The organism is Undibacterium umbellatum, from assembly GCF_014284125.1.
Taxonomy (GTDB): Bacteria; Pseudomonadota; Gammaproteobacteria; order Burkholderiales; family Burkholderiaceae_D; genus Undibacterium; species Undibacterium umbellatum.
Genome location: NZ_JACOFX010000001.1, coordinates 602,899 through 617,891, shown reverse-complemented (window position 1 = coordinate 617,891; position 14,993 = coordinate 602,899). Strand labels below are relative to the sequence as shown.

Annotated in this window: 13 protein-coding genes; 8 read left to right on the top strand and 5 right to left on the bottom strand. The window is 49.2% G+C overall.

Features of this window, described 5'->3' with window-relative positions:
* Window positions 1–122 precede the first annotated feature (122 nt).
* Together H8L47_RS02865 and H8L47_RS30175 are read left to right on the top strand one after the other, a co-directional pair.
* On the top strand, window positions 123–1,205 hold the full coding sequence (locus H8L47_RS02865; protein WP_186951715.1) for a metallophosphoesterase: 1,083 nt from the start codon (window positions 123–125) through the stop codon (window positions 1,203–1,205).
* Window positions 1,206–1,564: 359 nt separating this feature from the next.
* On the top strand, window positions 1,565–3,181 hold the full coding sequence (locus H8L47_RS30175) for a methyl-accepting chemotaxis protein (protein WP_186951714.1): 1,617 nt from the start codon (window positions 1,565–1,567) through the stop codon (window positions 3,179–3,181).
* Between the two features lie 42 nt (window positions 3,182–3,223).
* Here H8L47_RS30175 and H8L47_RS02855 read toward each other — a convergent pair whose 3' ends face one another.
* Genes H8L47_RS02855 through wrbA form a run of 3 tightly spaced genes read right to left on the bottom strand, consistent with a single transcriptional unit; the run spans window position 3,224 to window position 5,666 of the window.
* A complete protein-coding gene (locus tag H8L47_RS02855; RefSeq protein WP_186951713.1) occupies window positions 3,224–4,633 on the bottom strand; it encodes an FAD-binding oxidoreductase in 1,410 nt (469 codons plus the stop codon).
* A gap of 23 nt (window positions 4,634–4,656) precedes the next feature.
* Window positions 4,657–5,058: a DUF2069 domain-containing protein gene (locus H8L47_RS02850; RefSeq protein ID WP_186951712.1), complete on the bottom strand. Its 402-nt coding sequence runs from the start codon at window positions 5,056–5,058 to the stop codon at window positions 4,657–4,659.
* Window positions 5,055–5,666 carry an NAD(P)H:quinone oxidoreductase gene (gene wrbA / locus H8L47_RS02845; protein ID WP_186951711.1) on the bottom strand — a complete coding sequence of 204 codons (612 nt, stop codon included), beginning with the start codon at window positions 5,664–5,666 and terminating at the stop codon, window positions 5,055–5,057. Before wrbA ends, H8L47_RS02850 begins: the two co-directional genes overlap by 4 nt.
* A gap of 74 nt (window positions 5,667–5,740) precedes the next feature.
* Between wrbA and H8L47_RS02840 the strand changes: the two genes are divergently transcribed.
* Window positions 5,741–6,994, top strand: coding sequence for a YihY family inner membrane protein (locus tag H8L47_RS02840; protein WP_186951710.1), 1,254 nt, complete (start codon window positions 5,741–5,743; stop codon window positions 6,992–6,994).
* A complete protein-coding gene (locus H8L47_RS02835) occupies window positions 6,995–8,059 on the top strand; it encodes a GNAT family N-acetyltransferase (RefSeq protein ID WP_186951709.1) in 1,065 nt (354 codons plus the stop codon).
* 7 nt (window positions 8,060–8,066) lie between these two features.
* On the opposite strand, the gene H8L47_RS02830 is transcribed toward H8L47_RS02835, so the two are convergent.
* Window positions 8,067–9,488 carry an undecaprenyl-phosphate glucose phosphotransferase gene (locus tag H8L47_RS02830; protein ID WP_186951708.1) on the bottom strand — a complete coding sequence of 474 codons (1,422 nt, stop codon included), beginning with the start codon at window positions 9,486–9,488 and terminating at the stop codon, window positions 8,067–8,069.
* Between the two features lie 43 nt (window positions 9,489–9,531).
* Window positions 9,532–10,458 (bottom strand): glycosyltransferase, encoded by a 927-nt coding sequence (locus H8L47_RS02825; protein WP_186951707.1) that lies wholly within the window; start codon window positions 10,456–10,458, stop codon window positions 9,532–9,534.
* 206 nt (window positions 10,459–10,664) lie between these two features.
* On the opposite strand from H8L47_RS02825, the gene H8L47_RS02820 reads away from it, so the two are divergent.
* From H8L47_RS02820 to H8L47_RS02805, 4 genes are read left to right on the top strand one after another with little or no spacing between them, the layout of a single operon-like run.
* Window positions 10,665–11,639, top strand: coding sequence for a polysaccharide biosynthesis/export family protein (locus H8L47_RS02820; RefSeq protein WP_186951706.1), 975 nt, complete (start codon window positions 10,665–10,667; stop codon window positions 11,637–11,639).
* Window positions 11,640–11,644: 5 nt separating this feature from the next.
* Entirely contained in the window at window positions 11,645–13,075 is a 1,431-nt protein-coding gene (locus H8L47_RS02815; RefSeq protein ID WP_186951705.1) for a Wzz/FepE/Etk N-terminal domain-containing protein, read from the top strand.
* A gap of 4 nt (window positions 13,076–13,079) precedes the next feature.
* Window positions 13,080–14,000, top strand: a complete 921-nt coding sequence (locus H8L47_RS02810) for a polysaccharide biosynthesis tyrosine autokinase (protein ID WP_186951704.1) — start codon at window positions 13,080–13,082, stop codon at window positions 13,998–14,000.
* Between the two features lie 6 nt (window positions 14,001–14,006).
* On the top strand, window positions 14,007–14,966 hold the full coding sequence (locus tag H8L47_RS02805; protein ID WP_186951703.1) for a glycosyltransferase family 2 protein: 960 nt from the start codon (window positions 14,007–14,009) through the stop codon (window positions 14,964–14,966).
* Window positions 14,967–14,993: the final 27 nt, after the last annotated feature.

Sequence of the window (14,993 nt, the reverse complement as noted above, 5' to 3'; positions counted from 1 at the left end):
TTCGAGTTTGATAAAACATTGTAGCATCGAATTATTTTGATGCTATAGTTTCAAAGCGATCAAATTGATTTGATGTGATTGCTTGTAAATCACATGTCATGAGATAACAGCAAAGGATAGTAATGAGTCTGATACAGCAACTGCCGCCAGGGCCGCTCGACATCATTGGCGATGTTCATGGAGAGTATGAGGCGCTCTGCAATTTGCTACAGCATCTTGGCTATGATGCTGAGGGCAATCATCAAGATGGGCGCACTCTGGTTTTTGTCGGAGATTTCTGTGATCGCGGGCCAGATAGCCCGGCAGTATTGGCGATGGTTGAGCGACTGGTCAGGGCTGGTAAGGCGATGGCGGTATTGGGCAATCATGAGATGAATCTTCTGCGTGGTAGTGCCAAAGATGGTTCGGGCTGGTTTTTTGACGAGAGGCAGGCTTGGGATGCGCCTAAGTACGCGCCATTCCAGCGTCTGGCAGCTGAAAAAAAGGAAGAGCTTATTGCATTTTTGTTATCTTTGCCGATAGGTCTGGAGCGTGAAGATTTACGGGTAGTGCATGCGGCCTGGGTGGAGGAACATATTCAAGCCATCCGCCCTTTACCTGTCGGTAGCGTGATAGAACATGATAATCAATGGAATGAAGCAACGCATATGCGGGCTGTGGAACTAAAAGCCGCGATGCGGGAAGAGTTGGCGAAGCACCCGCCAGGACTGGAAGATCCGCATCATCAACCACCCTTCATGTCTGCCCATGCCAGTCATGATGCAATGATGCAAATGCATAATCCATTGAGGGTGTTGACTTCAGGTGTCGAGCGCGAATGGCATACTTCTTTTTATTCTGGTGGTAAGTGGCGCTTTGTCGGTCGCATGCCATGGTGGAATGAGTATGATGCTCATATTCCGGTAGTCGTGGGCCATTATTGGCGTCGCTACGATTCTTTTGATCGCTCTCAGGTCGGCAAGGGTGATGCGGACTTGTTTGAAGATACCAAGCCCTGGTCATGGCATGGCAAACATGGCAATGTGTATTGCGTAGACTTCTCTGTAGGTGGTCGTTGGGCTGCAAGAAAGAATCCACAATTCCCTGTATCCAATTACAAACTGGCTGCGCTGCGTTGGCCAGAACGTAGCTTGCAATTTGATGATGGCCATATAGTGTTGACTGACTCGTTTCTGGAGGCTAAACCTTCGCAACCAGGAAAGTAATTTCACGGCAGTCAACTGCCAAGTGCGGCTCTATTTAATTCGGCAATGTCAAGTTCATGGATAGTGTTGCCGTGTCAAGTTGACGTTGCTTTTCGTCATGCTGGTGACATTTGCGCTATGTATGTTTCAGGCTATACTCTGAACAAGCATCGCCTTTTGTTGTGCTGAGAATTTCATCCTGATTCTCAGAGGCAGGCATAGTGAAAATACCATTACTCATGGTTTTTTTGAAGCAAGGTTATTCTGAAAATTTTCGTAAAAAACAAAAATTCGGTAGGGACAGGTTGCATGTCTTTCGGTATCTTCCCTAGTCTCACTGATTTCCACTCTTCATCCTTTTCGGATGCGCAGGAAAATATATGAATCAATTGTCGCGGTTGAAGATTAGTGCTCGGCTGGCCTTGGGGTTTGGTCTGGTTATCCTGTTTGCTTGTGGTCTGCTCATTCTTGGTTTATTTAGGCTAAGTCAGTTGCAGGCTTCAACGGACTATATTTTCAATACCAAGGTCGCAAGTCTGGATGCTGCTACCGATATGCGTGAGCAGGGTCGTGCTTTGGCTCTGGTATTGCGAAAAATGACGGCACCCAGCGATATGGCCGAGGCTGAACGTGAAACCAAGAAAATGGCTAAGATTCTGGAGGGCTATGACTCTTCCGAAGTCGCAGCAAAAAAACTGATTGATGACAAAGAGGGGAAAGATACACTGCAAAATTCTGTCGATCAAAAACGGCAAGTGCTGACGATAGCCAACAAGGTCAAGGGTCTGGTTGGCGAAGGTAATTATTTTGATGCAGCTTCGGTGTTGCAAACCGAATTTAATGCGCCAAATGAAAAATGGATGCTGGCCCTGAGTGAACTGGCGCAGCAACAACACAAGGCCATGAAGGCTGCATATGATGAATCCTTGACCAATTATAAGAATGCCAGAATGGGCATGCTGCTAATCGGGATTTTGACTATCGTCATCGGCTCACTGGCAGCATGGCTGATCGCCCGCACCATTGCGGGGCCTATCAAACGCTCAGCCATTATCGCAGATCAAATTGCCAATGGGGACTTGAGCAGGTCAGTGGAAGCCAGCGGCACAGATGAAATTGGTGATTTGCTGCATTCCCTGAAAATGATGCAGGAAAACCTCTTGAATACCATATCCAAGATAAAGACGGGTACGGAAACCATCACGGTAGCATCGCAAGAGATTGCTTCTGGCAATGCTGATCTGTCCAGTCGCACGGAATCGCAGGCCAGTTCGCTGGAAGAAACCGCCAGTTCGATGGAAGAGCTGACCAGTACAGTCAGGCAAAATGCCGACAATGCACGCCAGGCTAATCAGCTGGTAGTCTCTGCGTCCGGTGTTGCTGTCAAAGGTGGTGCAGTGGTTGGTCAAGTAGTGAGTACCATGGGTTCGATCAAGGAAAGTTCTCGCAAGATTGTTGACATCATTGGCGTGATTGACGGTATCGCCTTCCAGACCAATATCCTGGCCTTGAATGCGGCAGTGGAGGCCGCCAGGGCAGGTGAGCAGGGCCGCGGCTTTGCCGTGGTGGCGGCAGAAGTGCGCAACCTGGCGCAGCGTAGTGCCAGTGCTGCGAAAGAAATCAAATCGCTCATCAGTGATTCAGTAGACAAAGTCGATCAGGGTAGTAAGCTGGTAGATGAGGCTGGCAAGACCATGGATGAAATTGTCACCAGTGTCCAGCATGTGGCCGACATCATGAGCGAGATCACCGCAGCGAGCCAGGAACAAAGTTCAGGTATAGAACAAGTGAACCTGGCGATTACGCAAATGGATGAAATGACGCAACAGAACGCAGCCCTGGTTGAACAAGCGGCGGCTGCGGCAGAAAGCATGGAAGAACAGGCTGTCGAACTGGCGCGTGCAGTGAGTGTCTTTCAACTGCCAAACCATCTGCAAGCTGCCGAAGGGGCTGGCTCGCAAGCACGTCGCTATACGCCCAGACAATTGGGGAATTAAGGTCAGACCTTGTCTCAATGTCTTGATGGGCGTTGAGACAATCTACAAAACCTTGCCAGGATTCATCAAATTCTGAGGGTCCAGCGCTACCTTGATAGCGCGCATCATGGATAATTCCAGATCAGATTTATACAGTTTGATCTCATCGCGCTTCAACATGCCCAGCCCATGCTCTGCAGAAATCGATCCTTTAAGTTGATGCGCGTGGTCGTGGACTATGCGATTGATGGAAGTTTGTTGCAGGATGAAGTCAGTATCGCTGCAGCCAACAGGTGCCGAGACGTTGTAGTGCAAATTGCCATCCCCCATGTGACCGAAGCAGACAATCTGGCAGCCTGGAAATGCTCTCTTTAATTCTGTATCTGTCACTTGGATGAAGCGGGGGATTTGCGAAACCGGGATGGCGATATCATGCTTGATGTTCTTACCTTCTTTGGCCTGTGCCTCGGAAATGTGCTCACGTAGCTTCCATAAAGACCTGGACTGGCTGATGGATGTCGCGCAGACGGCATCAGTGGCATGACCATCATTCATGGCCTGTTCCAGAACTTGCTCTATAAGTGCAATCGCATGGCTTTCTGATTCATGATCAGACATTTCCAGTAAAGCATAGTAGGGATAGCTGCGACCGAACGGATGCTGGAGTTGCGGGAAATGTTTAAGCACCAGTTGCAGGCTGAAATCAGATATCAGTTCAAACGCTGTCAGGGTAGGACCCAGTGCATATTGACTATGCTTGAGTAAGCCAAGCGCGGCATCTGGATTTTCCAGTGCCGTGAATGCAGTAATTTGCGCACGTGGCTGCGGGAATAATTTGAGCACAGCTGCCGTGATGATGCCCAGTGTGCCTTCTGCACCAATAAACAGATCGCGCAAATCATAGCCAGTATTATCCTTGCGCAAACCACGCAAGCCATCCCAGATTTCACCCTGGGCAGTGACGACTTCCAGGCCCAGGCATAACTCCCTGGTATTGCCATAGCGCAGTACAGCAGTGCCGCCAGCATTGGTTGAGAGGTTGCCACCTATGGTGCAGCTGCCTTCTGATGCCAGAGATAGTGGAAGCAATCTGTGCTGTTCAATTGCTGCAGCCTGTACTTGCGCCAGCAGGCAACCTGCTTGCACGGTGACGGTGTTGTTGGCTACATCAATAGCCAGCACACGATTCATGCGCTTCAGTGAAATGACCACAGCCTGCCCAGACTGATCTGGTACGCTTCCCAATACCAGACCAGTATTGCCACCCTGGGGCACGCAGGCGACCTGATGCAAGGCGCACAACTGCACCAGACTGGACACCTCAGCGGTGGTTTGAGGTAAAAGTACAGCAAGTGCCTTACCCCGATAGCGCTGGCGCCAATCTATCAAATAGGGGTATTGGTCTGCTTCCTTAGTGATGACAAAATCATTTCCCAAAATGCTAATACAGCTAGCAAGAAATTCTGTTTGCATGATGTCGCCTTCGCTCGCTTGACTCAATGTTCTGCTGCCTTTGCTGCCCTTGCTTTCGCCCGCGCTTTAGCTGTTTTTTTCAAAGGGCGTAGGTACAGAACGATGGCGATAAAAAATAGCAAGGACAGAGCAACTTCTGCCCAGGCCAGCGCCATGGACAAAGGTAGGCGGTCACTATATGCCCTGACTACGCCTTCGGTGAAATACAGCCAGATCAGCATGGACGACCATTGCATGGTGTAGTTGTCGCGTTTCAGTACGCCGCGCAAAGGGATCAATAAAGGCAGGGCCTTGAGTATCATCCATGACCCGCCCGGGCGCAGTGGTGCCAAAAACCATTCCCAACATATACATAGCAGTAATAAAGCGATCAGGCTGGCGGAAGCGAGCAGGTAATATTTTTTTTCTGTTGTTGCCGTGCTCATGCTGAAGCCTGTAATTTTTTGCTGACTTCAGCCAGACGTTTACCTAGTGCGACTGCCAGTTTGCGGCTATCGTCCGAAATAGCTTGCGCACCATCCTGGCCTGCCCAATGGGTAGCGCCATAAGGGCTGCCACCGGTTGTTGTTGTCATCAGTTCGGGGTGGCTGTAGGGCAGGCCCAGCATCAGCATGCCATGGTGCATGAGTGGTAGCATCATACTGAGTAAAGTCGATTCCTGGCCGCCGTGCATACTGCCAGTGGAAGTAAATACACAGGCTGGTTTGCCAGTAAGGGTGCCAGATAGCCAGTCGGCTGCTGTGCCATCCAGAAAATACTTCAGGGCTGCAGCCATATTGCCAAAACGGGTGGGGGAACCCATGGCCAGTCCTGCACATTCTTTGAGGTCAGACAATTCCACATAGGGCGCACCTTCTGACGGGACGTCAGAGGCTGTTGACTCTGTCACTGTGGAAACGGCTGGCACAGTGCGCAAGCGGGCATTGCAACCGGGTACGCTTTCGATACCTTGAGCAATAAATTCTGCCATTTTTCTGGTATTGCCATGCCGTGAGTAAAATAAAACTAAAATCGTGAGTTCTTGTGTAGTCATGCTTGTATTATAGAAGTCTTTTTTCTTGGTCTCTCGTTAAAATCGAGGCATTTATATCTCTAGCTGCAAAAACTATGCGTGGTCTGTCGTGGAAACAAATATTCAATCTCTTCAAATTTGCCCTGCAACGCTTGCAGGAAGGTCGTTTACCACAGGTTGCAGGTAGCCTGACTTTTACCACTGTACTGGCTCTGGTACCGATTCTGACCGTGGCATTTGCCATTTTTACGGCTTTCCCGCTGTTCAATACCTTCCGCACTTCGCTGGAAGCGTATTTTATTCAAAGTTTGATGCCCAAGGGGATTTCCAATACCATTTTGGGTTATCTGACGCAATTTGCTACCAAAGCCACCCGTGTTTCTGCGATTAGTGGGGTAGCCCTGATGGTGACTGCCATTGCTACCATGGCAATGATAGACAAGTCATTCAACCAGATCTGGCAGGTCAAACGCTCACGCCCTGCCTTGCAGAGACTGCTGGTGTATTGGGCTATCGTCACTTTGGGCCCCTTGCTGGTGGGTGTTTCCATTTCCAGTACTTCTTACTTGTTCACAGCCACCAGCGGTGTGGTGGGGGCTGTGCCGTTTCTTGGGACAGTATTTTATACCCTGACTTCGATTGCGTTTACAACCGGCGCATTTACCTTGCTGTATCTGGTCGTGCCAAATCGCTCAGTTGAGTGGCGCGATGCTGCCTGGGGTGGCTTGTTCGCCGCGGTGGCATTTGAAATTGCCAAGCGTATCTTTGCCAGTTTTGTCATACAATTTCCTACTTACACAATCGTGTATGGTGCCCTGGCAGCCGTGCCGCTTTTCCTGGTGTGGATTTATGTTTCCTGGCTGATCATCCTCATCGGTGCAGTGATCGCCGCTGCATTGCCTATCGTCAAATTTGAACGCTGGTGGCATGTGCCTACACCGGGCAGTGCCTTTGAAGATGCCGTCAGTATTCTGCAGGTGCTGGTCGATGCGCGACTGGCTGACACTGCCGCATCGGTCAGCGTCAATACCATCCGTACCGAGACCAGACTGGGTATAGATGAAATTGAAGGCTTGCTGGAACGTATGTCAGAAACCGGTTGGGCGGCAAGGGTGAATGTCAATACTACGGCTTCGCGCAGCCGCTTTTGGTTGCGAAAAAATGAAGCTGGAGCAGAATTGTGGATCATGCTGGTCAATCCTGCCAGTTTGCGCTTGTCGGATATTTATCGTCTGTTCGTCTTTGATGCTACCCGCCAGAGTCAATTATCCAGCCTGGTTGTCCAAAGTATAGAAAATGGTTTGCAACAAAGCCTGCAGACTTATTTTTATCCGTCGGAGCAGGCTTAAATGAAATTCCGTTTGATCAGGGCAAAAGAACTCGATGCGTCTTTGGCTGCGCGCTGGGCAGAGTTGCGCAGTCAAAACCTGATCTATGATAGTCCTTATTATGTACCGGCATTCACCTCCATCATCGCCAATGCCCGGGAAGATGCCCGTATCCTGGTATGCGAGGATGCTGGCGTTGTCGTTGGTATCTGGCCCTTTCATTCGTTGAGTCGTTTTCGTGCTGTCTCCATAGGCGATTTCCTGGCTGATTATCAGGGGCCGATATGTGAAGCGTCTCTGAATTTGCACATCAGTGAGGCCTTGAGCGCCATGCATTGTCGCTATTTCTCCTTTAACCATATGCCGCAGGAATTGGATAAATTTAGTGAATATGCCTGGGTGCAAAGCCAGTCACATATTCTGGACTTGACGGGTGGTTTTGACGCATATGCTCAGCGCCTGACGGAAAAGCGTGATGCCTCGTTATTGAAGAAGGTGGCAAGCAATGAGCGCAAACTCAGTAAGAAATATGGTGAGCTGCGTTTTGAGTTGCTAAGTAGCAGTGACGCAGATTTTGCAGCTTTGATAGCCGGGAAGAGTGATCAATTTCAGTGCACAGTTGGGGCTGAACACGATATCTTCAGGCTGAACTGGGTCAGGCAAGTAATGGATGAAATCAGGATGGTCGATACGCCTGATTTTGCAGGTATGTTATCGACACTGCATGCTGGTGACACCCTGATTGCGGCGCATTTCGGTATGCGTTCCAGTAAGGTATTCCATTACTGGTTTCCCTGGTATCACACTGACTATGCAGAGTATTCACCAGGCTTGGTATTGCTGGCGCAATGCGCCAGGTACGCAGCGCAAGCGGGTATAAGTACGATAGATTTGGGCAGGGGAGACCAGGCTTATAAATTGCGATTTGCCACAGGTGCACATCAGCTATGTGAAGGGGCTGTCAGTTCTCCTGCTGTCTTGCGCAGAGTGCCTGCGGGCCTCTATCATGGTAAACAAAAATTGAAAGCATCCAACCTGGGGCAATACTTGCTTAAATTGCGCAAGTCGCACCAAGGGATAAAATAAGTTTTGCTCAATAGGCGTTTTTATCGCCCAACACAACTTTGACTGTGCGCCAGATAATGACAATGTCCAGCCAGACAGACCAGTGTTGAATATAGTAAAGATCATATTCAACGCGCTCTTCCATTTTTTCCAAAGTCTCGGTTTCACCGCGCAAACCATTAACTTGTGCCCAACCAGTGATACCAGGTTTGATCTTGTGACGGAACATATAGCCACTCACCAGTTTGCGGTATAGCTCATTATGTTCAACTGCATGAGGACGAGGTCCGACAAGGCTCATTTCTCCCTTGAGTACATTGAATAACTGGGGCAATTCATCCAGGGAAGAGCGACGCAGGAAACGGCCAAACTTGGTGACGCGCGGATCGCCAACGGTGGCTTGTATCACACGCTCATTCGGGTTACTTTGACGCATGCTGCGAAATTTGTAGACATTGATGGGGCGGCCAGCTATCCCATACCTGACTTGTTTAAAAAGCACAGCACCTGGCGAACTCAGTTTGACACCTATTGCTATCAGCAACAAAATTGGCGATAAAAAAATCAAGCCGAAGAACGAGCCGAACAAATCCAGTAGGCGTTTGGGTAAAGCTGCCAGGCCTATGAATGGGGTTTCTGTCGATGCCAGTACTGGTCGGCCAGCCAATTCACGCAGTTGTATGCCAGGCATGCCAAAAATCAGCGATTCAGGGACAAAGTAAGTGGATGCCGTGCTGTCCTCCAAAATGGCGATGATTTCTGCCAGTTCGGGCGGCTCTTTGGTGTTTAAGCCGATGAAGACCACGTCTACATTGACGCGCCCGGTATCGGCATCAACGATCCAGTCCGCCGCGTCACTCAAGTCTCCCAGTCTCTCCAGATTGCTGGGTGGGCGTGATTCATTCCTGTTGTCAAAAAAACCCACAAAATCAATCGCAGCCAGAGGCGTATTGCGGAGTGACTCTACCAGGTCGGCACAGGCAGAATTCGACCAGATCAGTACGGCCTTGCGTCTTCTAGTCGGATTGGAGTAATACAGCAACGCCAGCTTGCGCATGATCAGTGCGGTCAGCATGAGTGTAAAAGGCGTGCTGAATAGCCAGACCAGCATGACGGCACGTGACAGACGTTCGGTCGACTTGTCGACATAAGCGCTCAGTAATACCACCATGAAAACCACAAACCAGCGTGCCGTAATGCTGGGGAAAGCTGCAAAAATATGCTTTTCTTGCAGCGTCCCAAGTAGTTGTTGGCTGGAGAAAAGGATCATGCTGGTCAGGCAGGCGATCAGCATGCGCACACCAAATATCTCCGGGTCAGCATAGTCGGAATACAGAATGATTCCCAGAAGCGTCATGTAAGTCGTTGCGCCAAATGCAATGCCCGTCAGCGCAGCCAGAAGCTGCGCTGATTGTGAAGTGTTGGAGACGCGTGATGAGGCATTGAACATGGTCGTGGGGCTTTTCGCTTATATTTTTGTGCTATTGCTGAATTCAGTTTTTTTGCCCGGAAAAGAGTTTCCTGATCTGTCCTAACTGCCAGCGATGCAAGTGTTGGCGAAATTCCATATTGTCATATCTTGGGGCGCGTTTAATCGCTGCACCCAGGTAACCTGCAATGATGAGCAAGCCACCTATGACAAAAGGCTTTTCTCGCATACGAAAAACACCTGATGCCAGCGCATACAATGGGTGGTAGCCCATGAACCAGATGCCGCGTCCCCAGCGCAGGCGTCCGCGATACACATTTTTGTCGGACGAGCCCATCAAGCGATGATGCATGAGTATGGCGTCAGGATGTAAAAAACTCCTGGTCGTCCAGCCCTTCATGCGGGCTGTATGAACATCAATACCATCCCACAAGACTTCTTCGACAAAACCACCGATTTCTTCAAATGCTGTCCTGCGATACAGTTTGAACTGACCGGCGACATGTTCATCGATGATGATTTCTTCTATCTTTTGACCTTCTTCCTCACGAAAGACCTTGCCAGACACGGCCGCCAGCTTGGGTTCAAGGGCAAATTGTTCGAACATGCACTCCAGGTATCTGGGGCCAAAAGACATATCGCCATCCAGTTTGGCGATATATTCATAATCCTGATGCGCAATTTGCGTGATACCAAATTTAAATGCTGCCACTACACCGCCACCGACTTTGCGAAAACCACGGTCCGGGCGTTGCACCAGTCTGATAAAGGGATATTTGTCTGCATATTCGCGCACAATATCCGCCGTCCCATCCTGCGAGCCATCATCAACAATGATCCATTCGACCGGCTTGACGGTTTGTGCAACCATGGAATCAAGGGTTAGTTTGATTAAGTCGGCTTCGTCACGCACCGGCGCAATGATAACCAAAGGCACCACTGTTGCGGGAGCTGCTGATGGCTGTGCGGGCTGTGTGCTCAGGCTGGACATATTTTATCTTTCTTACTTGTAGTTGAATGTTAACTGAGCTTTGAGTTGCCCACAATTCAATAAAGGTTAATTTTTGTTATTAAATGGCAATAGTATTGTTGCTAGTATGGCACTGTTGCCGGTTTTGTTGTCCTGACAAAAATTTGCATCTATTCTTACTATTGCAATATAAAATGAAGTTCTTTCTATGAAATGTCTGAAGTCAGATGACAATTTGGTCCAAATTTTCTGCTCACCTTGAAATTGCCACCTGCAAACTGCTCTGTGCAGTGGCGGTGTTTGCTTTGGCCGGTCAGTTGCACGCACAAGAAGTCACGACTATCCCTGTCAATGGCATGAAACTGGAGAGCCAACTTTTACAGTTGCCTCAGACACCAGTAACGCAACCATCAGAAAAAACATCAATTACAGCAAAGATAACTGATGATACTGTTAGCGAAGCGGCTTCCGATGTGATTGGTGAAGGCGATCAATTGCTGGTTACTGTCTTTGGCCAACCCGACCTTACTGCTGACGTCACCATAGGTGAAAGTGGTGTCATTACCTTGCCTCTGGTTGGTACTGTAGAAGTCAAGGGTAAAACTGCGACAGAAATTGCGTCTATCTTTGCAAAAAAACTGGAACAAGGGCAGTACATTAAAAACCCAAGGGTTTCCATCAAGGTCATACAGCAGCTTAGCAGGACTTTCTCTGTGCTGGGGGAGGTATTGCGGCCCGGTCGTTATCCTCTGTTGGGGCAAATCAGTATTCTGGAAGCCCTGAGTCTGGCTGGTGGTGTTTCGCAAAAGGCCGAGAAAAGCTTGCGTATCTTGCGTCGCGAAGCCGGCAAGCCCGCTTCTGAGTTGCAGGAATATGCCTCCATCAAGCTGGAGCTGGATGCCAGTAAATTGCCACCAGAACTGGCGCAAAAAATACAGCCGAATGATGTATTGTTCGTGCCACAGCAGAAGAATTTTTATGTCTATGGAGAAGTGCGCCGTCCTGGCATCTACCCCATGGAGGAAGATTTGAATGTCATGCGGGTGCTATCCATAGGCGGTGGTATTACGGATAGGGGATCAGCAAGACGCATCATCATCCATCGCAAAACCGAGAATGGTGAATTGCGCGAAATCTCCGCAGGTATTACCGACAGAGTCATGCCGGGTGATGTGGTGTTTGTCAAGGAAAGAATATTCTGACGCGTATGATAAAAACCTCTACGAGTGAATTGGTATTATCCTTTGCGCAAATTGGCGCAATGTTGCGCGCACGTCAGGTCTTGATTGCCGTGGTGATGATTGTTGCTGTTGTTGGGGCGGCGGTGACCAGTTTGATTTTGCCCAAAACTTATGTTGCGGTTGCTGATATTTTTATTGACTACCGCGTCAATGACCCTATTGGTGGCAGGCAGTTTCACCCCATGCAGGACGAAAGTTATCTGCAAACGCAATTTGATGTTATCAAGAGTGTACAAGTGGCTGAGCGTGTTATACAGGCGCTGGGCTTGCAGACAGCTCCTGAGGCCAAGCGCTTTGTGCAAAGATATGGCGAACAACGTGGTTTGCGGGCCCTGGCAGAAGCTATCGTCAGGAATACGGATGTAGCCCCACACAAGAATAGCCGTGTCATAGAAATTCAATATTCATCAGGCGACCCCAAGCATGCCAAGGATATGGCGAATGCCATAGTCAAAGCTTATATAGACTTGTCACTGGAGATGATGAATGCGCCTGCCAGGGCGCGCCGTGATCAATACAATGCGCAACTGGAATCCATGAGCAGGCAGATAGATGAATTGCAGAAAAAACTGACTGCCTATCAACAAGAGCACAAGATCGTCGATGTCGATGAAAGAGCTGACCTTGAGTCCAAACAGATGAATGCGCTGAGTGTGCGTCTGATTGACATACAATTGCAAAGGGTAGAGGCGCAAGCCAAACGGCATTCGCTGGAGAAATTGGTCAGGGAAGGAAGCCCCGAGTCAGATATCCCTGAAATTGCTGGCATAGGTCATATCTCGGGCTTGAAAGCTGCCCTGATCTCACTGGATACGCAATTGGCGAATGCCAAAATCACTTTGGGTGCCCGTCATCCCAAATACATGGCAATCAATGATGAGCGCCAGGCCTTGATGGATAAGTTAAAGAGGGAGTCTGCCACCGCATTTGACATGCTGGGGGCGGCAGAGGCGCGTTTGATTCAGCAGGAAAAAGTCATAGAGTCGGAAATAGCCAGTTATCAAAAAAAGACCTTTGAAAATAAAATTCACAGGGACGTGATCAGTTCTTATCAGCGCCAGCTCGACAGTGTGCAAAAGATCTACAATGCCGCGATTCAAAAATTTGATGAATTGCTGATGACCAGTAATGTGGCAATCTCGAACGCGTCAGTCATGCAATGGGCTGAATTACCTGAGAAGCATGCTAAACCTTTGCTGCGCAATAATCTGGTGTTTGGCTTGCTGGCAGGTTTGGTTTTTGGATTTGGTCTGGCTTTCTTGCTGGAGTTGATGAACCGGCGTGTGCGTTGTCTGGAAGATCTGGAACGTGAATTTGATGAACCCGTGATGGCAAAAATTGGATTTGATGAAAAACTGATAGGCAATGGACAAGGTGGTTTGCATGCAAGCAACTGAGCCCATGAGTCAATCCGTTTCAAGAATTGGGCGACTCGGAGAGTTGTTCCTGCAAAAAGGTTTGCTCACACCAGAGCAAATCGATCAAGTTGCACAACTGCAAAAAGAAAAAAAACTCAGGTTTGGTGATGCTGCCCTGGCACTTGGTTATCTGAGTCAGACGCAGCTTGACCAGGCATTGGGTGAGCAATTCGGTTATTCAACTAAGGACTTGTTGAACGGCAGCGCCGACAAGTCCCTGAAGTTTTTTTATTTTCCCTTCAGTAAAGAGGCTGAAGAAATTCGTCGCCTTCGCAGTGAACTGCTTTTGAAGTTCAGTGGTCAAGAAAAGATCAAGGTCACCCTGGTCAGCCCTGCGCGTCGCGATGGCAAGTCTTATATGGCGGCCAGTCTGGCGATCGCCTTGTCACAAGTAGGTAAGCGCACTTTGCTGGTCGATGCTGATCTGCGCAGTGGCAATCTGCATGAATATTTTTCTCTCGGCAAGCCGGATGGTCTCTCGTCGGTGCTGGCAGGGCGCATCAAGGCAACTGATGCCCTGATACAGTTGATGCCGAATCTGTATTTCTTGCCTGCCGGACCACAGCCGCCAAATCCGCTGGAGATTTTACGCGCCCCTCGCATGCGTGAATTGCTGGAATCATGTTCCGAGCAGTTTGATGCGTTTGTCGTGGATACGCATACGGCGACTCTCGCATCCGATGCGCAAATGGTTGCCCATCAGACCGGTAGTGTCTTGCTGGTAGCCAGACAAGACCACACCTATGTTGATGAATTGCGTCAGGCAAAAGCAGATATGCAGGCTGCCGGTGTCGAAGTGTTGGGGACGATTTTCAATCAATATGAGTCTGCAGAGGCAGCACACTTTGCGCCCTTTACCTGGGCCTTGCGCTTGTTATCCAGATTGTTCCGTCGAAAAAACTGAGTTCGTATGACTGAACTCAGCATCTGTATTTGCACTTATAAGAGACCTGATTTATTGCGACGCTTGTTGCAAGCCATTTTGACGCAGACTTTGCGTGATGTGGCGATTGAAGTTGTGGTGGTGGACAACGATAGTCTGCAGTCGGCTTCTGCTGTGCTGAATGAAATGGTGGATAGCTTCGATGGTGCTCTAAAGGTATTGGCGCTGGCAAATTCAAATATTTCACTTGCCAGGAATGCTGCGATAGCTGCTGCCAGCGGTAACTGGATAGTCATGATCGATGATGATGAAGTTCCGGTGTCTGACTGGTTGGAGCAACTTCTGAATGTCCAAAAAACTGAGCAAGCCGATGTCGTGTTTGCGCCAGTCTTGCCTGAGTATTCTGAAGCCACGCCATTGTGGATACGAGAAGGTGGTTATTTTGACCGTCGCCGCATGCCCACCGGAACAAAAATTGACCACAGGGATGCGCGCAGCGGCAATGTCCTGATTCGTCGCTCAACACTGCAAGCCATCGCCGCATCGCAAAAAGATGGCATAGGCCCTTTTGATCCTGCTTATGGCACAACAGGTGGTGAAGACACCATGCTATTTCGCCGCCTGGATAAATTGGGAGCTGTCATGGTCTGGTGTGACGAAGCGCCAGCGCATGAATTTATTCCCACTGAACGAGCTACAGCAAAATGGTTGTTGCAAAGGTCTTACCGTACAGGGCAATTATTTATTCGCACTGAACTGGCGATGCAAATAGGTGTAAGGAAAACCGCCTTTGCGCTGATGCTTAGTGCGCGTGCCTGTCTGCAATTTTTTCTCGCACTGCTGTTCGCTTTGCTGCTATTGCCATTCAAGTCCTTGCGCAGCTTTACCTGGCTCAGAGTGGCCGCATCACAGTTGGGCAAGCTCAGCTATTTCTGGGGTGGCGTCGCGCATGCTTATGGCAACCTTGAAAAACAAAAAAAATCATAGCATTTTTCAATGCAAGCTTTTCCTCAT